The sequence below is a fragment of the Bradyrhizobium sp. AZCC 1693 genome, from assembly GCF_036924745.1.
Classification (GTDB): Bacteria; Pseudomonadota; Alphaproteobacteria; order Rhizobiales; family Xanthobacteraceae; genus Bradyrhizobium.
Map to the genome: position 1 here is coordinate 7,364,054 of NZ_JAZHSD010000001.1, position 21,556 is coordinate 7,385,609.

Annotated in this window: 20 protein-coding genes; 16 read left to right on the top strand and 4 right to left on the bottom strand. The window is 63.1% G+C overall.

Annotated features, from left to right (window positions below; all coding sequences use genetic code 11):
• The first annotated feature begins 56 nt into the window (after positions 1-56).
• From V1293_RS34890 to V1293_RS34925, 8 genes are all read left to right on the top strand, one after another.
• Positions 57-1,046, top strand: a complete 990-nt coding sequence (locus V1293_RS34890; protein WP_334516210.1) for an SDR family NAD(P)-dependent oxidoreductase — start codon at positions 57-59, stop codon at positions 1,044-1,046.
• Positions 1,047-1,053: 7 nt separating this feature from the next.
• Positions 1,054-2,466 (top strand): mannose-1-phosphate guanylyltransferase/mannose-6-phosphate isomerase, encoded by a 1,413-nt coding sequence (locus tag V1293_RS34895; RefSeq protein ID WP_334516212.1) that lies wholly within the window; start codon positions 1,054-1,056, stop codon positions 2,464-2,466.
• Positions 2,467-2,619: 153 nt separating this feature from the next.
• Complete coding sequence (locus V1293_RS34900; RefSeq protein WP_334516213.1) at positions 2,620-3,636, top strand: Gfo/Idh/MocA family oxidoreductase; 1,017 nt, start codon at positions 2,620-2,622, stop codon at positions 3,634-3,636.
• A 30-nt stretch (positions 3,637-3,666) separates the two neighbouring features.
• Positions 3,667-4,818 carry a DegT/DnrJ/EryC1/StrS family aminotransferase gene (locus V1293_RS34905; RefSeq protein ID WP_334516215.1) on the top strand — a complete coding sequence of 384 codons (1,152 nt, stop codon included), beginning with the start codon at positions 3,667-3,669 and terminating at the stop codon, positions 4,816-4,818.
• 36 nt (positions 4,819-4,854) lie between these two features.
• Positions 4,855-6,399: a murein biosynthesis integral membrane protein MurJ gene (gene murJ / locus V1293_RS34910; protein WP_334516217.1), complete on the top strand. Its 1,545-nt coding sequence runs from the start codon at positions 4,855-4,857 to the stop codon at positions 6,397-6,399.
• Positions 6,400-6,569: 170 nt separating this feature from the next.
• Positions 6,570-7,442, top strand: a complete 873-nt coding sequence (locus tag V1293_RS34915) for an outer membrane protein (RefSeq protein WP_334516218.1) — start codon at positions 6,570-6,572, stop codon at positions 7,440-7,442.
• A gap of 287 nt (positions 7,443-7,729) precedes the next feature.
• Complete coding sequence (locus tag V1293_RS34920) at positions 7,730-10,039, top strand: xanthine dehydrogenase family protein molybdopterin-binding subunit (protein WP_334516220.1); 2,310 nt, start codon at positions 7,730-7,732, stop codon at positions 10,037-10,039.
• A gap of 106 nt (positions 10,040-10,145) precedes the next feature.
• The gene (locus V1293_RS34925; protein ID WP_334516222.1) at positions 10,146-10,592 is read left to right on the top strand and encodes a c-type cytochrome; all 447 of its coding nucleotides are present in this window, start codon (positions 10,146-10,148) and stop codon (positions 10,590-10,592) included.
• Between the two features lie 212 nt (positions 10,593-10,804).
• On the opposite strand, the gene V1293_RS34930 is transcribed toward V1293_RS34925, so the two are convergent.
• The gene (locus V1293_RS34930; RefSeq protein WP_334516224.1) at positions 10,805-11,227 is read right to left on the bottom strand and encodes a CHRD domain-containing protein; all 423 of its coding nucleotides are present in this window, start codon (positions 11,225-11,227) and stop codon (positions 10,805-10,807) included.
• Positions 11,228-11,393: 166 nt separating this feature from the next.
• On the opposite strand from V1293_RS34930, the gene V1293_RS34935 reads away from it, so the two are divergent.
• Positions 11,394-12,329 carry a c-type cytochrome gene (locus tag V1293_RS34935; protein ID WP_334516226.1) on the top strand — a complete coding sequence of 312 codons (936 nt, stop codon included), beginning with the start codon at positions 11,394-11,396 and terminating at the stop codon, positions 12,327-12,329.
• 20 nt (positions 12,330-12,349) lie between these two features.
• Here V1293_RS34935 and V1293_RS34940 read toward each other — a convergent pair whose 3' ends face one another.
• Entirely contained in the window at positions 12,350-13,174 is an 825-nt protein-coding gene (locus V1293_RS34940; protein WP_334516228.1) for a J domain-containing protein, read from the bottom strand.
• 505 nt (positions 13,175-13,679) lie between these two features.
• Here V1293_RS34940 and V1293_RS34945 point away from each other — a divergent pair.
• Both V1293_RS34945 and V1293_RS34950 read left to right on the top strand, forming a co-directional pair.
• Entirely contained in the window at positions 13,680-14,873 is a 1,194-nt protein-coding gene (locus V1293_RS34945) for a lanthionine synthetase C family protein (protein ID WP_334516229.1), read from the top strand.
• A gap of 110 nt (positions 14,874-14,983) precedes the next feature.
• Positions 14,984-15,352 (top strand): DUF6665 family protein, encoded by a 369-nt coding sequence (locus tag V1293_RS34950; RefSeq protein ID WP_334516231.1) that lies wholly within the window; start codon positions 14,984-14,986, stop codon positions 15,350-15,352.
• A 105-nt stretch (positions 15,353-15,457) separates the two neighbouring features.
• Here V1293_RS34950 and V1293_RS34955 read toward each other — a convergent pair whose 3' ends face one another.
• Entirely contained in the window at positions 15,458-16,534 is a 1,077-nt protein-coding gene (locus V1293_RS34955; RefSeq protein WP_334516233.1) for an Ldh family oxidoreductase, read from the bottom strand.
• A 67-nt stretch (positions 16,535-16,601) separates the two neighbouring features.
• Positions 16,602-16,847: an Lrp/AsnC ligand binding domain-containing protein gene (locus tag V1293_RS34960; protein WP_029583462.1), complete on the bottom strand. Its 246-nt coding sequence runs from the start codon at positions 16,845-16,847 to the stop codon at positions 16,602-16,604.
• Between the two features lie 160 nt (positions 16,848-17,007).
• Between V1293_RS34960 and thiD the strand changes: the two genes are divergently transcribed.
• From thiD to V1293_RS34985, 5 genes are all read left to right on the top strand, one after another.
• Positions 17,008-17,808, top strand: coding sequence for a bifunctional hydroxymethylpyrimidine kinase/phosphomethylpyrimidine kinase (gene thiD, locus V1293_RS34965; RefSeq protein WP_334516235.1), 801 nt, complete (start codon positions 17,008-17,010; stop codon positions 17,806-17,808).
• 259 nt (positions 17,809-18,067) lie between these two features.
• Complete coding sequence (locus V1293_RS34970) at positions 18,068-18,880, top strand: UDP-2,3-diacylglucosamine diphosphatase (protein WP_334516237.1); 813 nt, start codon at positions 18,068-18,070, stop codon at positions 18,878-18,880.
• Positions 18,881-18,946: 66 nt separating this feature from the next.
• Positions 18,947-19,072, top strand: coding sequence for a hypothetical protein (locus V1293_RS34975; RefSeq protein ID WP_334516239.1), 126 nt, complete (start codon positions 18,947-18,949; stop codon positions 19,070-19,072).
• A 53-nt stretch (positions 19,073-19,125) separates the two neighbouring features.
• Entirely contained in the window at positions 19,126-20,115 is a 990-nt protein-coding gene (locus tag V1293_RS34980) for a threonine ammonia-lyase (RefSeq protein ID WP_334516240.1), read from the top strand.
• A 178-nt stretch (positions 20,116-20,293) separates the two neighbouring features.
• Complete coding sequence (locus tag V1293_RS34985; protein WP_334516242.1) at positions 20,294-21,520, top strand: Vgb family protein; 1,227 nt, start codon at positions 20,294-20,296, stop codon at positions 21,518-21,520.
• Positions 21,521-21,556 lie beyond the last annotated feature (36 nt).

Below are 21,556 nucleotides of genomic sequence, written 5' to 3' on the forward strand. Positions count from 1 at the left end.
GCAGGTAAAGAGGCCCAAACCGGAAGGGGCGAACCGGTGCCGGGTTTAGGAAAATGATGTCGGATCAGGCAATATTGGTAACGGGCGCGGCGGGTTTCATCGGCTTCCACGTCGCTCGCCGGCTGCTCGCCGAAGGCCGCGCCGTGGTCGGTCTCGATAATCTCAACGATTACTACGATCCGGCGCTGAAGGCGGCGCGGCTCGACCTCCTGCGCGCGGAGCGGGGCTTTGCGTTCGAGCAGATCGATCTCGCCGATCGCGCATCAATGGAACGGCTGTTCGCCAAACACCGCTTTGCCAAGGTGGTGCATCTCGCGGCGCAGGCCGGCGTGCGTCATTCGATCGATCATCCGCACGCCTATGTCGACGCCAATCTCGAAGGCTTCGTCAATGTGCTGGAAGGGTGCCGGCATCATGGATGCGGCCACCTGGTCTATGCATCCTCGTCGTCGGTCTATGGCGCCAATACGAAACTGCCGTTTTCGGTGGACGACAAAACCGATCGTCCGGTCAGCCTCTACGCCGCCACCAAGAAGGCCAATGAGCTGATCGCGCATTCCTACAGCCATCTCTACCGGCTGCCGGTGACGGGCTTGCGGTTCTTTACCATCTACGGGCCGTGGGGACGGCCCGATATGGCGATTTTCCTGTTTACCAAAGCGATCATGGAAGGGACTCCGATCCGGCTCTTTAACCATGGCAGGATGCGGCGTGACTTTACCCATATCGACGATGTGACGCGCGTCGTATTGCAACTGGTCGACCAGGCCCCGCGCGACGGCGGCGAGGGCGCCGGGGCGCCGGCAAGGATTTACAATGTCGGCAACAATCACCCGGAAGAATTAACCCATGTGGTATCGGTTCTGGAGCAGGAATTGGGCCGCGCGGCGGTCAGGGAGATGCTACCAATGCAGCCCGGAGACGTGACCGAGACGTTTGCCGATGTCACCGAATTGATGCGCGACACCGGCTTCAGGCCGCAGACCTCGATCGAGGACGGGCTTGCCGACTTTGTCGCCTGGTATCGCGACTTTTACAGGATTTGAGGCGCCGATGAACCGACGAATTATCCCCCTGATCATGTGCGGCGGCGCGGGAACGCGGCTGTGGCCGGCCTCGCGCGAGGTTCACCCCAAGCAGTTCCTGTCCCTGTTCGGCGCGCGCTCGACGTTCCAGGATACGCTGTTGCGGGTTTCCGATGCTGATCTGTTCGAACGGCCCGTCATCATCACCAACAACGCCTATCGCTTCATGGTGCTCGAGCAACTGGCGGAGATCGGGCTGGAGGCCGACGTGCTGCTCGAGCCGATGCGGCGCGATTCCGGGCCGGCGATCGCGGCCGGCGCCGCGTTTGCGCAAGCCCGCGACAAGGATGCGATCGTGCTGGCGCTCGCCGCCGATCATGTGGTGTCCGACACGCCCGCTTTCCTCGCCGCCTGCCGCGAGGGACTGGCTGCGGCGGAAGCCGGGCACATCGTGACCTTCGGCGTGCAGCCCGAACGCGCCGCCACCGAATATGGCTACATCAATCCCGGCGAGGTCATTTCCGGCAAGGTCCGCGCGGTCGCGAAGTTCGTCGAAAAGCCGGACCCGGCAACGGCGGCGCGTTATGTCGAGGCCGGCTATCTCTGGAACAGCGGCAACTTCATGTTCCGCGCCGCCGTATTGTCGGATGAATATCGCAAGGTCGATGCGGACAGCATTCAGGCCGTCGCTGATGCGGTGGCGAAGGCGGGCACCGATCTCGGCTTCGTCAAGCTCGACGAGACCGCGTTCGGAGCGGCGAAGTCGATCTCGATCGATTATGCGGTGATGGAAAAGACCGCGCGCACCGCCGTCGTGCCGGTCGCGTGCGGCTGGTCCGACGTCGGCTCCTGGCATGCGGTGTGGGAATTGTCCGGCAAGGACGGCGAGGGCAACGCGGCGCGCGGCGTTGCCGTGTTCGAGGACTCCCGCAATTGCAACGTATCGACCGATGGCGCGCTGGTGGCGCTGGAGGGCGTCGATGATCTCGTCGTGGTCGCAACCCAGGACGCGGTGCTGGTAAGCCGGCAAAAGGACGCCAACGGGCTGAAGCGGCTGGTGGCGAAACTGAAGACGGTGGCGCCGCAGGTGACCGAGGACCACATCAGGGTGCATCGTCCCTGGGGATCCTATCAGTCGGTCGACAATGGCGATCGCCACCAGGTCAAGCGCATCATCGTCAAGCCGGGCGGCCGGCTCTCGTTGCAGAAGCATCATCATCGCTCCGAGCACTGGATCGTGGTGCGCGGGACGGCGCAGGTAACGGTCAACGAACTGGTCAAGACCGTGCACGAGAACGAATCGGTCTACATCCCGATCGGCGCGGTCCACCGGCTGGAAAATCCCGGCAAGATCCAGCTCGAACTGATCGAGGTGCAGACCGGCAGCTATCTCGGCGAGGACGACATCATCCGCATCGAGGACGACTACAAGCGCAGTTGAGCGGTGACCGTAATTCTACCGGTCCGGCGGTTGTAACTGTTTGAATCAAAACGTGTCCGAAAACCGCCAATCGCGTTCGCCACGTCTGTGACGGCGTGCTAGAGAACCGCCGGGGAAAGTTCCAGCGCCGAATCTGCTTGGGGTCTACAAATCATGAGTTCCAAAGGGTCCGCATTCGACGCGAAGACCGATGCAAAACGCGCGCTACGTGTAGGCGTGGTCGGCGCGGGCGTGATGGGCAGCAACCATGCCCGCGTGCTGGCCGGTCTGCCTGATGTGACGCTGGTCGGTATCGTCGATCCGTTGCCGGAACACCGCGCGCGCGCCACCGCGCTCGCCGGTTGCCGCGCGTTCGCCGATCTTGAGGAGCTGTTCGACGAAGGCGTCGACGCCATCACGATCGCGGCGCCGACCCACCTCCATCACGAGATTGCGCTGGCCTGCATCACGCGCAACATCCACCTCCTGGTCGAGAAGCCGGTCGCCTCGACGGTGGAGGAGGGGCAGGACATCGTCAACGCGGCGCGCAGTGCCGGCGTGACGCTGATGGTCGGCCACGTCGAGCGCTTCAATCCAGCGGTCGCCGCGATCAAGCAGGCGATCTCGGGCGAGGATATTCTTTCGATCGGCATCACCCGCGTCGGGCCGTTTCCACCGCGGATGTCCAATGTCGGCGTCGTCATCGATCTGGCCGTGCACGATATCGATCTGATCCGCTGGTTCACCGAATCCGATATCGTCGAGGTGCAGCCGCAGCTTTCCAGCGCGGTCGCCGAGCGCGAGGATATCGCGCTGCTGCAGTTCCGCACCGCCTCGGGCGTGCTCGCCCACATCAACACCAACTGGCTGACGCCGTTCAAGGCGCGCAGCGTCACGGTTGCGACCCGCGGCAAATATGTGATGGGCGATCTGTTGACGCGTCAGGTCACCGAGTGCTTCGGCTTCAAGCCCGACGGCAGCTATTCGATGCGGCATCTGCCGGTCGGCCATGACGAACCGCTGCGCGCTGAACTGATCGCGTTCCTCGATGCCGTCCGCACCGGCAATGTGCCGGCGGTTTCCGGCGACGAGGGCGTCGCCAGTCTCGAAATCGCAATCCGCTGCCTCGAGCAGCCCGCCAAGCCCGCGGCCTCCGCCGCGCGCAAGGGACCGCGCCGCATCGCCGGCTGAACCTCTTAATTCTGATCCAGGCAAGGCCACATGAACCAGCACATGCGTCCAGAACCCGTTCCCTTTTATGACCTCGCCTCGCAGCGCCGGCGGCTCGGTACTTCGATTGATGAGGCGATCGCGGGTGTGACGAGCCATTGTCTCTTCATCAATGGTCCGGAAGTGGCCGTGCTGGAGAAGGCGTTGGCGGATTTCTGCGGCGCCAGGCATGTCGTGAGCTGCGCGAGCGGCACCGACGCGCTTCTGATGGTGTTGATGGCCAGGGAAGTCGGCCCGGGGGATGCCGTCCTGTGTCCTTCGTTCACGTTCTGCGCGACCGGCGAAGCCGTGGCGCTGACCGGCGCGACGCCGGTATTCGTCGATGTCGATGCCGCAACCTTCAACATGGATGCCGCTTCGCTCAAACGTGGCATTGCGACGGCGAAGCAGCGCGGCCTGAAGCCCCGGGCCGTGATCCCGGTCGATCTGTTCGGCCAAAGCGCCGACCACGATGCGATCGCCGAAGTCGCAGCGGCCGAGGGCCTGTTCGTGCTCGATGACGCGGCCCAGGGCTTTGGCGCGAGCTACAAGGGCCGCCGGATCGGCTCTTTGGGACTTGCGACGGCGACCAGCTTCTTCCCGACAAAACCGCTCGGCTGCTTCGGCGATGGTGGCGCCATCTTTACCGATGATGACAAACTTGCCGAGACGCTGCGCAGCATCCGCGTTCACGGCCAGGGCTCCGACAAATACGACAATGTGCGCCTTGGTTTGACAGGACGCCTCGACACGATGCAGGCGGCGGTCCTGATCGAGAAGTTGAAGATTTTCGAGGACGAGATCGCGGCTCGCAATCGCGTTGCGGAACGCTATTCGCGCAGTCTCGGTAACCTCGTGACGGTGCCGCGTTTGGCTTCCGGATGCACCTCGATCTGGGCGCAGTACACCATCCGCCTGCCAGAGGGCACCGATCGCGACGGTTTCGCCGCAACGCTCAGGGCGCAGGGCATTCCGACGATGGTCTATTATACGAAATCGATGCATCAGCAGACCGCGTACAAGGGTTTCCCGGTGGCGGATGGCGGGCTGCCGGTGAGCGAAAAGCTCTCGGACGATGTCATCAGCCTGCCGATTCACGCCTATCTCGACGAGCCGGCGCAAGATCGCGTGATCGAGGCGGTGCGCGGCGCGCTTTCTTCCTGATTTCCCCGTCTCGCCAATATGCGCTAGAAGCGGCGCATGCTCGGACGCATCTTCACCGTCGGCGGTTACACGCTGCTCTCGCGGCTGACCGGCTTCGCGCGCGACATCATGCTCGCCGCGATTCTCGGCGCCGGGCCCGTCGCGGATGCGTTTTTCGTGGCGCTGCGGCTGCCCAATCATTTTCGCGCGATCTTCGCCGAGGGCGCCTTCAACGCCGCCTTCGTGCCGGCCTATGCGCATCTGCACGGCAAGGGCGAAGCGTCGGCAAAACTGTTCGCCGACCGCATCTTCACGCTGTTGTTTGCCGCCCAGGTGATCCTGCTCGCCGTCGCCTGGGTGTTCATGCCGGAGGTGATCGCCATCCTCGCGCCGGGCTTCAAGGATGACCCGGCGCGCGGCGAACTCGCGATTTCGCTGACGCGGATCACGTTTCCGTATTTGCTGCTGATCACGCTGGTGACGCTGTATGGCGGCATGCTCAACGTGATGCATCGCTTCGCAAGTGCTGCCGCCGCGCCGATCTTTCTCAATTTGTCGATGATGGCGACGCTGGCGCTGGCCGCGTTCTTTCCGGGCGCGGGTTACGCCGCCGCATGGGGCGTATTGATCGCCGGCATCCTCGAATTCATGCTGCTGGCCGGTGACGCGGCAAAAACCGGCATCCTGCCCAAATTCGCGGTGTTCAAGCTCGACGAAGACGTGCGCGCGTTCTTTCGGGCGCTGGGTCCCGCGACCATCGGCTCGATGGGAACGCAGATCGCGTTGTTCGCCGACACCATCATCGCGACCTTTCTGCCGGCAGGCGCGCTTTCGGCGCTGTATTACGCCGACCGTCTCAACCAGTTGCCGATCGGCGTGATCGGGATCGCGATCGGAACCGTGCTGTTGCCGGAAATGTCGCGGCGCCTCACCGCGAACGATGTCACTGGTGCGTCGGCCGCGCAGCGGCGGGCGTTCGAATTCTCGCTGCTGTTTTCGGTGCCGTTCGTCGCCGCCTTCCTGACCGTGCCTGACGTCATCATGCGGGCGATGTTTGCGCGCGGCGCATTCTCGAAGGCGGATGCGGTGGCCGCGGGCGCCACGCTGGCCGCTTACGCAATCGGCCTCATTCCGTTCGTGACCATCCGCAGCGCGGTCGCGACCTTCTATGCCCGCCACGACACCGCGACGCCGGTCAAGGCGGCGCTGACCGGCGTTGCCGTCAACGTGGCGCTGAAGGTCGCGTTGATGGGCGCGCTGGCGCAAATCGGCCTGGCGCTCGCCACCGCCATCGGGGCCTGGGTCAATCTTTTGCTGGTGCTGTTCTTCGCGGTGCGGGCAGGTTACCTCGAACTCGACCGCGCCTGGATGATGTCGCTCGCCAAGTTCGCCGCGGCCGGTGTGCTGCTCGCCGCCGCACTTTGGGCCACCGCGCGATTCGCCAGCTTCTATTTCGCGCAGATGCACGCCTTCCGGGACGAGACCGCGTTGCTGCTGCTGATTGTGGCGGGTGCCTTCGTGTACGGGGTCTTGATCCTGCTGCTGTTCGGCAGGGGATGGATATTCGCGCTGCTGCGTGACCGGAAATCTGGCCGTAATTGATTGTAAATAAAAGAAAATTTTCTGATGAGGCCGGTTTGTGATTGCATTCGGGCATTTTTGCAACAACTGCCAAAAAACGCCATTTGCGGCCGATCCGCGCATGATTGGTGCGCGACTCCGCGTTAGGTTGATCCCAGATTTAATTAACGGTTTTTCAGAGAGGGGCTCCCATGCGCGTTTCGGCTTTCAAGGCAATCGCGGCTTCGGCACTGGCAATTGTGGCTGCGACTTCGATAGCATCTGCAGCGGACATGGCTCCGCGCTACACCAAGGCGCCGCCGGCCATGGTCGAGGTCTGGAACTGGACGGGCTTCTATATCGGCGGCAACGCCGGCTACAGCTGGGGACGTGGGAGCACGGACGTTTCCTATTTCAACACGCTGACCGGGGTGCCGATCGTGCCGCCCGCCGGCTCGATCCTCGGTGCCGGCTACGATATGAACGGCGCCATTGCCGGCGGTCAGATCGGTTACAACTGGCAGAGCAGCAACTGGGTGTTCGGTCTGGAGGCTGACGCGCAGTGGTCGGATGAGAAGGGACGCGGGGTCTTTAGCTGCGCCGCGACGGCCATCGGCGGCCCGTGCCTTCCCGGCCTGACGTTCTTGCCCGCGGGCGTGACGGGCACCAGCCTTGCCGTCGACTCGCACCTCGAATGGTTCGGCACCGTGCGCGGCCGCGTCGGTATTCTCGCAACCCCCAGGGTCCTGTTCTACGGCACCGGCGGTCTGGCCTACGGCTCGATCAAGACCACCGGCGCGTTGGCTGGTGTTACGCCCGCCGGCGTTGCGGTCACTTCGGTCGGCTCCAACAGCGACGTGCGCATTGGCTGGACGATTGGCGCCGGTGTCGAAGGCAAGATCACCAACAACTGGAGCGCCAAGCTCGAATATCTCTACATGGATTTCGACAGCTTCCGGGCCGGCACCTTCACGCTCGCGCCGGACAGCCTGATCAGCGCGAATGTGGACACGCGCTTCCGCGACCACGTCCTGCGTGTCGGCCTGAACTACACCTTCGGTGGCCCGGTGATCGCGAAGTATTGATTTCGGCGTCATCTTCCTCCCGCAGAATCAAAGCCCCGGCGTCGTCCGGGGCTTTTTTGTTGTGCATGCGCGAAAAGGATTGCGGCGATTCCGTTGCGTCGGTGCTGTGGCCAGCCGGACGAAAGCGGTTTGCGCTGACGCGCGAACCGCTGCAATATGGAACGCTTCTAGAGCATGACCCGGAAAAGCGGGTACCGGTTTTCCGAAAGGGCCATGCTCAAACAAAAAGATGGGGCGGATGACGGTTCGAAGAGGCGTCATCGTGCTCCAGGACAATTGGAGATACGATGGCAGCTCCCATCAAATTTGGCGTCGGTCAAAGCGTTCTTCGCAAGGAAGACGACGCGCTGATTCGCGGCAAGGGCCGCTATACCGACGACCATTCGCCACAGCCTGCGTTGCACGCGCTGATGCTGCGCTCGCCGCATGCGCACGCGAAATTCACCCTCAACGTCACCAAGGCCCGCGGGATGCCGGGCGTGTCGTTGATTCTGACCGCGGCCGAGGTCGGCGATCTCGGCGATCTGCCGTGCCTGTTCAACCTGGAAACCGATCCGTTCACAGGCCCGCCATACCCGATCCTCGCCAAGGACGAAGTGCGCCATGTCGGCGACGCCGTGGCCTTCGTAGTCGCCGATACCATCGACCAGGCCCGCGACGCGATCGAGGCGATCGACGTCAAATGGACGCCGCTGCCTTCGGTGGTCGGCGTCGTCAACGCCGTCAAGCAGGGCGCGCCGCAGGTCTGGCCAGACAAGCCCGGCAACGTGCTGTTCGACGTGCCGGTCGGCGACAAGAAGGCGGCTGAGGCCGCCTTTGCGAAAGCGTACGCGGTCGCCGAAGTAACGATCGTCAACCCGCGCGTCATCACCAACTTCATGGAAACGCGCGCAGCGGTTGCCGAATACGACGCCAAGCGGGATCACCTGACGCTGACCATCGGCAGCCAGGGCAGCCATCGCCTGCGCGAAATCCTGTGCGGCATGGTGCTGAAGATGCCGATGGAGAAGATGCGGGTGATCTGCCCCGACGTTGGCGGCGGCTTCGGCACAAAACTGTTCCCGTACCGCGAATACGCCCTGATTTCAGTTGCCGCCAAAAAGCTGCGCAAGACCGTCAAATGGACCGCCGACCGCTCCGATCACTTCATCGGCGACGCGCAGGGCCGCGACAACGTCACGACCGCGAAGATGGCACTCGCCGAGGACGGCAAGTTCTTGGGCATGGACGTCGACCTGATGGGCGACATGGGCGCCTATCTCTCGACCTTCGGGCCATACATTCCGCACGGCGGCGCCGGCATGCTGCCCGGGCTCTACGACATCCAGGCCTTCCATTGCCGCGTCCGCACCGTGTTCACCAATACCGTGCCGGTCGATGCCTATCGCGGCGCCGGGCGGCCTGAGGCGGCGTATGTGGTCGAACGGCTGGTCGATGCGGCGGCACGTAAGCTCGGCATGACGCCGGATGCGATCCGGCGCAAGAACTTCATTCCGCCAAAGGCGATGCCCTACAAGACCGCGACCGGAAAGGTCTACGATTCCGGCGACTTTACCGCGCATATGAAGCGCGCAATGGAAGTCGCCAACTGGAAAGAGTTTCCCAAGCGCGCCAAGGTAGCGAAGAAGGCTGGCCTGGTGCGCGGCATCGGCATGGCCTGCTATGTCGAGGTCTGCGGCACCATGGGCGAGGAGACCGCCAATGTCGCGCTCGATCCCAATGGCGACATCAACATCCTGATCGGCACGCAGTCGAGCGGGCAGGGTCACCAGACCGCTTATGCACAGATCGTCGCCGAGCAGTTCGGGGTGCCGCCGGAGCGCGTCCATGTCCTGCAGGGCGACACTGACAAGATCGCCACCGGTCTCGGCACCGGCGGCTCGTCTTCGATCCCGACCGGCGGCGTCAGCGTCGAGCGCGCGACGCGTGATCTCGGCGGCAAGCTGAAGGAGATCGCGGCCGAAGCGCTGGAGACCAGCGCCGGCGACCTCGAGATCAGCAATGGCGTCGTGCGCATCGCCGGCACCGACCGCTCGATCAGCTTTGCTGACCTGGCAAAACGCCCGGGCGTCGATCCCTCGAAACTGAATGCGAGTGCGACCTTCGCGCAGGCCGACGGCACCTATCCGAACGGCACGCATCTCGCCGAAGTCGAGATCGATCCGGCCACCGGCATCATCAAAATCGTCAATTATGTCATCGTCGACGATTTCGGCGTGACGCTCAATCCGCTGCTGCTCGCTGGCCAAGTGCATGGCGGGGCGATGCAGGGGATCGGCCAGGCCTTGATGGAGCAGGCGGTCTACAGCGCAACCGACGGCCAGCTCGTCACCGGCACTTTCATGGATTATGCGGTGCCGCGCGCGTCCGACGGCCCGGCATTCCATTTCGAAACCCACAACGTGCCGTGCACGACCAATCCGCTCGGCGTCAAGGGCGCGGGCGAGGCGGGCGCGATCGGCTCCTGTCCCGCGGTGGTCAATGCGATCATCGAGGGGTTGTGGCGCGAGTACAAGATCGATCACATCGACATGCCGGCCACGGCCGAACGGGTCTGGATCGCGATCCGCGAGGCACAGAAGCTGCATAATCTCTGATATTTTGTCGCATGCGGAATGATGCGCTGCATGCGGTGTTTACAAACAGCCGGTCCGCACCACCTTTGGGGCCGGTACAAACCCGAATTGAAGGGGGATTTAGCCAATGAAGCGGATCGTCGTCGTCGCAGCTGTGCTTGCATTCAGTGCCGGTGCGGTCGTTGCACAGCAGGATCAGGTCAAGCGGACCCAGGCCATGATGAAGGACAATGGCAAGAACGCCGGCGCGTTGTCGGCGATGGTCAAGGGCGACAAGCCCTACGACCAGTCGACTGTCAATGCCGCGCTGGCCCAGTTCGAAGACACCGCCAAGAACCTTCCGACGCTGTTCCCCGAGAGCATGAAAGGTCTTAAGCTGGAGGGTGATTACGATCCCTCGCCGAAAATCTGGGAAGACAAGGCCGGCTTCGAGTCCCAAATTAAGAGCTTCGGCAAGGTCGTCGCCGATGCCAAAGGCAAGGTCAAGAATCTCGACACGCTAAAGGCGGAACTGCCTGTCATCGGCAAGCAGTGCGGTGGCTGCCACGAGACATTCCGGATCAAGAAGGGCTGATCGCATTCTAACTTTGAGCATGATCTCCGCGCAAACGCGTTCCGCGTTTGTCGCGAGGGAAAACCGCTACACATTTTTCCGGATCATGCTCTGGCCTCAAAAAAGGGCGGACGCCGCGAAGCGTCCGCCCTTTTGTGTTAGCCTTTTCTTGTTTTTGCTTACTCGTGTTCGAACTTACCTACTTCGTCACCAAATTTACTTGGTGACTTGATTTATTTGGTTACCTGGCCGCGGATTTCGCCGCCCGGATTGGCTGCGGTGTGAATGTTGATGTAGTACTTGCCGGCCACAAGGTCCGCGGCCTGCGCATCGGTCAACGTCGCGCTGCCCTCGACCGGGCTCGACGTCGCATTAGGGATCGCGACCGCGACGCCGGCATTCTTGCCAGCTTCGGCAGGACCATGGAAGTGCGCGGCGGTGGCAGGGCCGGACAGGCCGGAATAGTTCAGCTTCCAGCTCAGCTTCTTGCTGGCGGGATCGTAATCAAGGTCGGCGGTCCCCTTGGCCGCGCTGGTGTTGGGCGGCACCTGGGCCTTGCCGTCGAGCGTCGCCTTCATCTTGTCGGCAAGAGCGGGTCCGGCAAAAGCAATCGCTGCCCCCAGCGCAAACGTGACTAGCATGGTCTTGTTCGACATGGTGTTTCTCCCTGTTGACATCAAACGGCCGTGTCAGCCTCAAAACAACGACTTCACGAATTTATTCCCGAAACGCCGACAACGTCCGAAAATTTCGTGGAAGCGTATGGCGCAAAGTGCGTTCATACTGATTGTTGAAGTGCGAAGCTTGATGACGGATCGGTGAATGCTTCGACGAATTCTCCCTGGCTTGATCTTGGCTGGCGCCGCCGGCGCCGGCATCTTCTGGTGGCTGACGGTCCCGGCGGTCGTTGCCCCGGCCTCGCTTGCTCCCCGCACGCCGAACCTCGCCAATGGCCTCACAACGTTCAATGCCGGCGGCTGTTCCTCCTGCCATGCCGTTCCCAACCAGCCCGATCGGCTGAAGCTCGGCGGCGGGCTTGCAATGCCGTCGCCGTTCGGGACGTTTTACGTTCCCAACATCTCGTCCGATCCTACTTACGGCATCGGCCGGTGGAGCGAAGCGGATTTTGTGACGGCGGTGCTCAAGGGGACGTCGCCGGATGGCGCGCATTATTTTCCGGCCTTTCCATATGCGTCCTACCAGCATGCGACGGTCGACGACGTCCGCGACCTCTTTGCCTACCTGAAGACGCTTGCGCCGGTTGCCGGCAAGCCGCGCGACCACGACGTGCCATTTCCATTCAATATCCGCCGCAATGTCGGCGTCTGGAAATGGCTGTTCATGGACGGCAAGCCTTACACGGCGGACGCCTCGCATTCGGCGTCACGGAATCGCGGCGCCTACCTCGTCAACGGCCTCGGCCATTGCGCCGAGTGCCACAGCCCGCGCAACTTCCTCGGCGGTATCGTCGAGGCGCAACGCTTCGCCGGCGGACCCAATCCCGAAGGCGAGGGCTGGGTGCCCAACATCACCCAGAAGCGATTGGACGAGTGGAGCGCAAAGGACATCGCCTACTTCCTCGAAACCGGGCAAACACCTGACGGTGACACCGCCGGCGGATCGATGGCGCGTGTCGTCAGGAACACGTCGCAATTGGCGCCGGAGGATCGCGCCGCCATAGCGGAATATCTGAAGTCGCTGCCGCCGGTCGAGGGGCCGCCGCGGCCCAAGAAGTCCAAGGACGCCGAGAAGTCATGACCGGCACGTTGTGCCTGCGCTCAGGGCGTCAAGGCTGCGGTGATCGGTATTCGCCTCTCTGGCGGCGCAGGGGGCGCTGGAGGCAGGATCGCCAGTGGCTTGCGCGTCGCAGGCCTGGCGATCGCAGGCGTGGCGATCTTTGTCCGCCTCGAGTCTGTAGTCGGTTTGGGTGTAGCGAGAGCGGCGAACGGGTCGAAATCGCCGACGCGATACAGAACGATGCCTCGGTCGAAATTGGCGGTTGCGAAGCGCGGATAATATTGAATCGCCAGATTGTATGAGACGAACCCTGGGACTGGTTCGAAACGGCCGATGGCCGTGGCGTTTGCCTCCTTCGCCGCGGGTGCAACCGCCGATGTCACGATGGCGCCGACGGTCGATACGTCCTCCTCGCGCTGGATGCGCGGTTCATCCGAAGCGGCGACGTCAGGATGCAGCGCTGCGACGACTTGCGCTTCGCCGACGATCCTGTCGGTCGTCATTTCCGCTGCGCCAGGTGGTTTTGAAAACACGCCGAACAGGACGTAGCCGCCGACCAGCACCGCCGAAATGACCGTTGCCGCCATCGTGTTGGAAGCGACCTTGCGCACGGTTTCGTAGGTACGCACGGCCTTCGTGGCCGGCGGCTGGAGCGCAATGGCGAGCAGTTGATCGTAGGTCTCGCGCTGCTCGGCATCGGTCAGGATGTCATAGGCGCGCACCAGCTCCCTGAACCGCAGCGCAGCATCGGGGTTCTCGGGATTGATATCGGGATGGGTAGCCTTCGCGGCCTTGCGGAACGCCGTCCGCAGCCCCTCGGCGTCATCACTCGGAAGCGCTCCGAGCAAATCGTATAACGTCCCCATGGTGGTACCCGCGACTATTTCCCCCTCGGAACGTCCCCCGCCGCGGAGCCCTCCGATTGACGACGCCTTAGGTAATCAAAAATATCAAGGCGGTAGAATGATGCTCTTATGGCAAAAGCATGCAAATCCTAAGGGATGGTTAACGCATACCGGCCGTAAGGCGCTTTGACTGGCGGCAGCAAGCGGACGCGGCGGCCGCCAGCCCCCGTCACAGCCGGTCGACAGCCTTGGAGGCGCCGTCCTTCCGAATGACGGTGAGGAAGACCTGGGGGCGCATCTTGCATTTTCGATCAGACGGTGATGACGCTCCCGCCGATATCGAACCGGCCAACCTCGTTGACAGCCCGCAACAGGCCGGCACGGGTCATGTGCCAATTCCTGCCGATGCCGAATGGTGCCGTTGGTTGTCGCGCGCAGCGCCTTTGGATACGTTGCATTTGATCGTGCGATCCTTGCTTCCCTCGTCTGGAGAACAAGATGGATCGCGCTCAGGAGGCCCTCAGGCATGATTGTCCTCGGTCGTCATCGCGCGCTTGCACAGGACGCCTGGGATGAATTGGCTGTCCGCGCGGTGATCGAAGAAATTGCGACCGATGCAATCACCCATTTCGATCCCGACAGGTTATGGCCGGGTCATCCGAGTGGCGAGAGGGAGGAAGACGGCGACCCCAGTTTCTACAAGGGCGCGGCTGGTGTCATTTGGGCGCTGGATTATCTACATCGCGTCGGTGCGACCCGCGTCGCCGAAGACTTTCGCCCGGCGATGCCTAAGCTTATGGAGCGGACGATCGCCGACTTCGAAATCAGCTTCCCGACCGATTACGAGAAACATGGCTCGCTGCTCCGTGGCGACATGGGTGCGGCGCTTCTCGCCATGCGCCTTGAGCCCACATCGAGCCTCGCTGATCTGGTGCACGGCCGCGCAGAAGCAAATAATGATCTGCCGATCCGGGAGCTGATGTGGGGCATGCCCGGGTCCATGCTCGCCGCCATCCACATGGCCGAAATGACCCAGGAAACGCGGTGGCGCATCCTGTTCGAAATGCAGGCGGCCCGGCTGCTGGCCGAGCTGGAGGACACGCCGCAAGGTCCACTATGGACACAGGATCTCTACGGCGAACGCGACCGTTGGCTCGGGCCCGTCCACGGTTTCGCCGGCAATGTCATTCCGTTGTTGCGCGGGTGGGATTGGTTGACGCCGACGCAGCAAGCGCAGGTGGCTGAGTTTGTACCGAAGACGCTTGCAGCGAATGCGTGGCGGTCAGAAGTTGGGACCACGTGGGGCGCGAGAAGCAAGCGCGAGACGCCGCCAAAGATGTGTCAGCACTGTCACGGTGCGCCCGGCATGGTGACGACATTTGCGGACGCGCCCTTCGCTACCCCTGAATTTGACGCACTTCTTGTGGATGCCGGTCGCTTCAGCTGGGCCGCCGGACCGCTTACCAAGGGCTCGAATCTTTGCCACGGCACGGGCGGGAATGGCTACGCATTCCTAAAACTCTACCGTCGCACGAACGATCCGGTTTGGCTCGACCGCGCGCGCCAATTCGCCATGACGGCCATCGTCCAGTATCGCGGCTCTCAGATAGCCGTTGGCCGCGGACGGTATTCGCTTTGGACCGGCGACGTCGGCCTTGCCATTTACCTTTGGGACTGCATCACCGGGGAGCCTCGTTTTCCCACGATCGACGTGTTCTGACCCGAACATCGCGACACGCCGGAATCAGCAAATACGCGGCGCTTTATCTTGAATGGCCTCCTGCCGAACAATAAGATTGTTGGCAGGCCACGTTTCGGAGCGCGCCCAATATGGCGTGGAATTTACTTTATTCTGGATACGCAACTCTCCAATACGAGATCGCCGAGGAGAGGGCGTCGGCGCTCGGGCGGCTTGGACGGCGGCTTGAGGCCGCGCTGACGGCACTAGCCGCATGCCCACGGACGACCAATTCCGATCGAAGAATCCGCGATGGTCTCGTCGAACAGGCGGGATACGCGCTCTGGCTCTTCGTCGTGCAGCGCGAGGCCTGCGGTCTCAACAAGATCGACCACGTGATACGGGTCTACGTCTACGGGGTGCCGAACGAGGTGGTTGCCCGCATGGGGCCATTGGCCATCCCGAGCATCCATCCGGCGAAGACCATAGGGGTTAAGGTCGTGCTGCCGCCCATGTTCTGAAACCCGCCTTTCGCGGCGGGGCGCCGCTAAACTCGCCGCCAACTATCTGGCGTTCGTCAAACTCGCTTCCATCCGAATTTGGCTGCGCGCTGACGAGTCCGCGCTCTAATTGACGAGTCTCGGTATTCCCAGATCGTCGGCGACCTGGTCCAGCCCGCGCAGCAGCGCGGGCGCTACGGGAATGCCAAGGCTGGTCCGCTTGAGGCGCGTTTCATGGCTGCGTTCGCCGGGCACCCAGATGCGATCCACGCCGGGGATGCGCCGGCTGTTGCGGAAGTCGCGCACCAGCGCATCGACGCTTCGCTTGAAGATGGCAATGTCGCCGAAGGCTGCGATGTTGATCGCGGCGATCGCCTGTCCGGTGTTGGTGACGCTGTCGTCGTCGTGATTGAAGTCGATCACGTCGCGGCCCATCGCGGCGCCGCCGAGCGTGCCTGCAAGGAGGCCGATGATCATCGCAAGGCCGTAGCCCTTGTAACCGGCCTCCATGCCGCCGAGCGGTAGCAGCATGCCTTCGTCGGCGCGTTTCGGGTCGGTCAGCGGCTTGCCTTCGCGGTCGATCATCCAGCCCTCCGGCATGGTCTCGCCGCGCAGCGCCTTGGTCTTCACTTTCCCGTAAGCTGCGACCGTCGTCGCCATGTCGAGCACGATCGGGTTTTCGTCGCCGGCCGGAATCGCCGCCGCGATCGGATTGGTCGACAGCAGCATGTCGAGGCCGCCCCAGGGTGGAAGGTGATTGGCGTTGCCGACCGCGAAGTAGAGCCCGATCATGTCGTGGGCCAGCGGCATCGTGGCGTAGAGCGAGGCGGGGCCGGCATGGTTGCTGAACTGCGAGTTGACCCAGCCTATTCCGGTGCTGCGCGCCTTTTCGATCGCCATCCCGGCCGCGCGTTTCATGACGAGGTGGCCCATGCCGTTGTCGCCGTTCAGGACGGCGGTGCCGGCGTGCTCGTGCACGACATGGATGTTGGGCCGGACGTTGAAGCCGCCGGCCCTGATCCGCTTGACATATTGCGGCAACCGGCTGACGCCGTGCCCGTCCGACCCCTGCAGGTCGGCCGCCGCCATCAGGGCCGCGACCGTTGCGGCGTCGGCGTCCGGCAAGCCCACCGCGGTGAGCGCTTGCTCAATGAAGGCCTTCAACCGGCCAAAAGTAACTGATGTATCGGACAGGACGGGCACTCCCAGAGGCCCGCGGGCGTGGCCGCGCGCCGGGCGAAGTCGACGGCGGGCAGGCGGGCCGCCGCTGCTAGCCCGTGCCGAACGCCTTGAAGGTGATGATGGTGTGGGTGTCCTGGATGCCCGGAATCACCTGCACCTTCTCGTTGACGAAATGGCCGATGTCGGTGTCGTTATCGACGTAGAATTTGACCAGCAGATCGTAATCGCCGGCGGTCGAATAGATCTCCGAGGCGATCTCGGCCTCCGCGAGCGCATTGGCGACGGCGTAGGACTGGCCGAGCTTGCATTTGAACTGGACGAAGAAGGGAACCATCGCTGTCGTCTCCAAAAATGTTGGCCCCAATAGGCCAAAAAGCGCTGACAATGGCAAGCCAGCTTGCCGCCAATGGCGGGGCGCGCTAGGACAAGCCACTTAGGACAAGACACTTAGGACAAGACATGGCCCTGAAGCCCGCATTTTGACGAGACTTCTGATGACGACGCCGATCGCGCTCACCATCGCCGGCTCCGATTCCTCTGGCGGTGCCGGCATCCAGGCCGACCTGAAGACGTTCGCCGCGCTCGGCGTCTACGGCGCTTCCGTAATCACCGCGCTGACCGCGCAGAACACCACAGGCGTCAGCGGCATCCATCAGGTGCCGGCGGAGTTCGTGACCGCGCAGATCGATGCGGTGTTTGCCGATCTCGACGTCGGTGCGGTCAAGATCGGCATGGTGGCGCATCCGCCGGTCATCGATGCCATCGTCGCTGGGCTCAATCGCTGGTCGCCGAAACACGTCGTGCTCGATCCGGTCATGGTCGCAACCTCCGGCGATCGTCTGCTCGCAACCGAAGCCGTCGACGCGCTGCGGACCAAGCTCATCCCGTTGGCGTCGGTGATCACGCCCAATCTGCCGGAAGCCGCAGCCTTGCTCGACGAAGGCGTGGCGGCCGACGAAGCCGCCGTCGAGAAACAAGGCAGGCGATTGCTGGCCCTGGGTTGCAAGGCGGTGCTGATCAAGGGCGGCCACGGGGAGGGCGCCGAGAGTATCGACTATCTGATCGATTCCTCTGACGTCACCGCACTCGCCGCGCCGCGCATCGCCACTAAAAATACCCATGGCACCGGCTGCTCGCTCTCCTCGGCGATTGCCGCGGGACTGGCGAAGGGCGATGGCATGGAGGCGGCCGTACGCAACGCCAAGGCCTGGGTCAGCGCCGCGATTGCCGCCGCAGACCGCTTCAGCGTCGGGCATGGCCACGGCCCGATCCATCATTTTCAGAAGTTTTATTGACCTATCTTCGTCATCCCTGCGAACGCAGGGACCCATAACCACCTGCGTTGGTTGTTGCGCGAGGTGTCGACCAGATTGCCCAATTGATGAGCCGCGGCTATGGGCAGGGACGACAGCGAGATGCTTTTTCTTCCAATGTCGCCTGCCTGTCGCATCGCGCTGCTATCCGCAAGTTGTGGGGCGCGGCATTGATTCCCGTGGGGTTATCGCGGCGTGAACAGTCATCGCCCTGTCACAAAAATCTGTCAGGTGAGCAGGTATGGGCAGTGACTCCTTGAGTGAAGAGAGCCCGGAACGGCGCTTTCGTACCTTGTTTATCTCCGACGTCCATCTCGGAGCCCGCGGCTCGCAAGCCGATCGATTGCTGGACTTCCTCAAGAGCCACGACGCCGACACCATCTATCTCGTCGGCGATATCGTCGACGGCTGGGCGCTGAGGTCGAACTGGTACTGGCCGCAATCGCACAACGACTTCGTGCAGAAGATGCTGCGCAAGGCGCGCAAGGGCGCCAAGGTCATCTACGTGCCGGGCAATCACGACGAATTCCTGCGCAGTTATTACGGCACGCATTTCGGCGGTATCGATGTGGTTGAAAACACCATCCACGAGGGCGCCGACGGCAAGCGCTACCTCGTCATCCACGGCGACATCTTCGATCTCGTGGTGCAGAACGCACGCTGGCTCGCCCATCTCGGCGACAAGGCCTATGACTTCGCCATTCAGATGAATCGCCTCGTCAATTTCTTCCGGCGCATGTTCGGCGTGCCTTATTGGTCGCTGTCGCAATGGGCGAAGCTGAAGGTCAAGAACGCCGTGAACTATATCGGCGCGTTCGAAAAGACCCTGGCCGGCGAAGCGCGGCGGCACGGCGCCGACGGCGTCATCTGCGGCCACATCCACTACGCCACCATCCGCGACGAGCACGGCATCCGCTACATGAATTGCGGCGACTGGGTCGAAAGCTGCACCGCGCTTGCCGAGCACGAGGACGGCCGGTTTGAGATCATCACCTGGACCGATCCGCAGCGAAGGGCAGCGCCCGTTCCCCGCGTCGCGGCGCGCGCCGCATGACGCATATCCTGGTCGCGACCGATGCGTGGCATCCCCAGGGTCAACGGGGTGGTTCGGACGCTAACCATGATGGCAGAGGCGGTCTTTGTCGAACATGCCCTGAATGTCCGCTCTGAGCCGGCGGAAGGCGAACTGGCCGAATTTGGCGCGAAAGACCCCGCATTTCGCCGCCTGAGTTCACGTAACGCGTGAATTCACGCTAAATCGTCTTGCCGGCCCGTCTGCGACCGCGATACAAATTGCGGATGTCAGAATCTATCCAAAATCCACCCATTGGCGCGGCCGATATCGAGGCCGCCGCCAAGGTGGTTGCGCCCTTTGCGGTGCGGACCCCGCTGTTGTCGTTCCCCGTTCTCAATGAACGCGTCGGGACCAAGGTCTTTCTGAAGCCGGAAATGCTGCAGCGGACCGGATCGTTCAAGTTCCGCGGCGCCTTCAACAAGCTGGCCTCGATCCCGCAGGCCAGACGCGGCGGCGGGGTGGTCGCGTTCTCTTCCGGCAACCACGCCCAGGGCGTGGCGGCGGCGGCGCAGATCCTCAGCATGCAGGCCACCATCGTGATGCCTGCGGATTCGCCCGTTACCAAGCGCGAGCGCACCAAGGGCTACGGCGCCGAGGTGGTGCTCTACGACCGCGACAAGGAAGACCGCGAAGCCATCGCCAACGGCATCGCGGCGAAGCGCGGCGCGACGCTGGTGCGCCCCTATGACGATCCCTTTGTGATCGCCGGACAGGGCACCGCGGGCCGCGAGATCGCCGAGGACATGGCGGCGCTGGGATTAGCGCCCGACATCGTGGTAGCGCCGGCGTCGGGCGGCGGGCTGATCGCCGGCGTTGCGACGGCCGTGAAGGCAAAATTTCCGCAAGCGCAGGTGATCGTCGCCGAGCCCAAGGACTATGACGATCACGGCCTGTCGCTGCGCGCCGGCCACCGCGAGGCCCATCACGCCGCCGGCCGCACCATCTGCGATGCGCTGATGGCGGCGATGCCGGGCGAACTCACCTTCTCGATCAACAGCAAGCTGCTCGCCAATGGCGTGACCGCCTCCGACGAGGAAGTCGGCGCCGCGGTCGCCTATGCCTATCGGGAATTGAAGCTGGTGGTCGAGCCGGGCGGCGCCGTCGGTCTCGCCGCACTGTTGGCCGGCCGCATCGACGTCAGGGGCAAGAACGTCGTCATCGTGCTCTCCGGCGGCAATGTCGACGCGGACCTGTTCGCCAAGCTGGTCGCCTGACCAGGGCGCAGGCGTCCACACAATTTTAAGCATCGCCGCGAGCGGCCTCCCCCGCGCGTCCCGTTCAATAACGATTGAACGGGACAACCTTGACGGATGCGACAACGATAGCGAGGCTGAGCGCAACGAAGTTTCTTGAAAAGATCTGGATCGAACCAGGTCTCCCGGGAGGATGGCAATGCGGGCCGCGCTGACTGTTTTGTCTCTCACGATCGTGTTCGGTGCGCCCGCTGCTCACGCCCAGTACACTGCGAAGGAATGGCCGGAAGGGCCGAGCAAGGCAAGGTTCGCTGCGACCTGCGATGGCTGCCACGACATCAACCGCATCCGTGTCGGCTATACGGCAGAGGGCTGGCTCTCGGTCGTGCGCATGATGCAGAACGTCAACGCGCCCGTGCCCGCTGAAGAGTGGGGCGCCATGACCGACTATCTCATCAAGAATTTTCCGGAACGGTCGCGGCCGCCGGCGGCGATCATCGATGGCCCGGTGAAGGCCGACATCAGGATGTGGGATGTTCCAACGCTGGGCTCGCGCCCGCACGACCCGCTTGCCGCGCGCGACGGTTCAATCTGGTGGACCGGACAGCTCGCCAACAAGCTCGGCCGGCTCGACCCGAAGACCGGCGCTATCCGGGAATACACGCTCAAGTCGGCATTGACAGGACCGCATGGGCTGGCCGAGGACAAGACTGGCAATATCTGGTTCACCGGCAACAGCGCCGCGCTGATCGGCAAGCTCGATCCGTCCACCGGCCTCGTCACCGAATACCCGCTGCCGGACGCGAGCGCAAAGGATCCTCACACGCTCAATTTCGACCAGAGCGGAATGCTGTGGTTCACCGTCCAGCAGGCGAACATGATCGGACGACTCGATCCCGCAACCGGCGCGGTCAAGCTCGTGACCTCTCCGACGCCGAAGTCGCGGCCCTATGGTCTCAAGATCAACGCCCAGGCCGTGCCTGTTGTCGTCGAATTCGGTACCAACAAGATTGCAACCGTCGACCCCCAGACAATGGCGATCAAGGAATATGCGCTGCCGAACCCGGCCGCCCGACCGCGGCGGCTTGCGATCGATTCCGACGGCATGGTCTGGTATGCCGATTTTTCGCGCGGCTATCTCGGGCGGCTTGATCTGGCGACGGGCGATGTGAGGGAGTGGCCGTCGCCGAGCGGCGCGAGGTCGGAACCTTATGGCATCGTCTTCACGCACAAGGCGGTGTGGTACAGCGAGTCCGCCGCCAAGCCGAACACGATCGTGCGGTTCGATCCGGTAACTGAAAAATTCCAGAGCTGGGCGATTCCCGGCGGTGGCGATATCGTGCGCAACATGGATGTCGCGCCCGACGGCAATCCGGTCATCGCCGACAGCCTGACGAACCAGGTCGGGCTGGTCGCCATGAAGTAGCGTGTTAAACGGAAGCGGGCAGAGCGTGTGCTCTGC

Bases quoted from the DNA above. Each gene is read 5' to 3' on its own strand.
- V1293_RS34890 (WP_334516210.1), top strand. From the start codon at position 57: ATGTCGGATCAGGCAATATTGGTAACGGGCGCGGCGGGTTTCATCGGC.
- V1293_RS34895 (WP_334516212.1), top strand. From the start codon at position 1,054: ATGAACCGACGAATTATCCCCCTGATCATGTGCGGCGGCGCGGGAACG.
- V1293_RS34900 (WP_334516213.1), top strand. From the start codon at position 2,620: ATGAGTTCCAAAGGGTCCGCATTCGACGCGAAGACCGATGCAAAACGC.
- V1293_RS34905 (WP_334516215.1), top strand. From the start codon at position 3,667: ATGAACCAGCACATGCGTCCAGAACCCGTTCCCTTTTATGACCTCGCC.
- murJ (WP_334516217.1), top strand. From the start codon at position 4,855: ATGCTCGGACGCATCTTCACCGTCGGCGGTTACACGCTGCTCTCGCGG.
- V1293_RS34915 (WP_334516218.1), top strand. From the start codon at position 6,570: ATGCGCGTTTCGGCTTTCAAGGCAATCGCGGCTTCGGCACTGGCAATT.
- V1293_RS34920 (WP_334516220.1), top strand. From the start codon at position 7,730: ATGGCAGCTCCCATCAAATTTGGCGTCGGTCAAAGCGTTCTTCGCAAG.
- V1293_RS34925 (WP_334516222.1), top strand. From the start codon at position 10,146: ATGAAGCGGATCGTCGTCGTCGCAGCTGTGCTTGCATTCAGTGCCGGT.
- V1293_RS34930 (WP_334516224.1), bottom strand. From the start codon at position 11,227: ATGTCGAACAAGACCATGCTAGTCACGTTTGCGCTGGGGGCAGCGATT.
- V1293_RS34935 (WP_334516226.1), top strand. From the start codon at position 11,394: ATGCTTCGACGAATTCTCCCTGGCTTGATCTTGGCTGGCGCCGCCGGC.
- V1293_RS34940 (WP_334516228.1), bottom strand. From the start codon at position 13,174: ATGGGGACGTTATACGATTTGCTCGGAGCGCTTCCGAGTGATGACGCC.
- V1293_RS34945 (WP_334516229.1), top strand. From the start codon at position 13,680: ATGATTGTCCTCGGTCGTCATCGCGCGCTTGCACAGGACGCCTGGGAT.
- V1293_RS34950 (WP_334516231.1), top strand. From the start codon at position 14,984: ATGGCGTGGAATTTACTTTATTCTGGATACGCAACTCTCCAATACGAG.
- V1293_RS34960 (WP_029583462.1), bottom strand. From the start codon at position 16,847: ATGGTTCCCTTCTTCGTCCAGTTCAAATGCAAGCTCGGCCAGTCCTAC.
- thiD (WP_334516235.1), top strand. From the start codon at position 17,008: ATGACGACGCCGATCGCGCTCACCATCGCCGGCTCCGATTCCTCTGGC.
- V1293_RS34970 (WP_334516237.1), top strand. From the start codon at position 18,068: ATGGGCAGTGACTCCTTGAGTGAAGAGAGCCCGGAACGGCGCTTTCGT.
- V1293_RS34975 (WP_334516239.1), top strand. From the start codon at position 18,947: ATGATGGCAGAGGCGGTCTTTGTCGAACATGCCCTGAATGTCCGCTCT.
- V1293_RS34980 (WP_334516240.1), top strand. From the start codon at position 19,126: ATGTCAGAATCTATCCAAAATCCACCCATTGGCGCGGCCGATATCGAG.
- V1293_RS34985 (WP_334516242.1), top strand. From the start codon at position 20,294: ATGCGGGCCGCGCTGACTGTTTTGTCTCTCACGATCGTGTTCGGTGCG.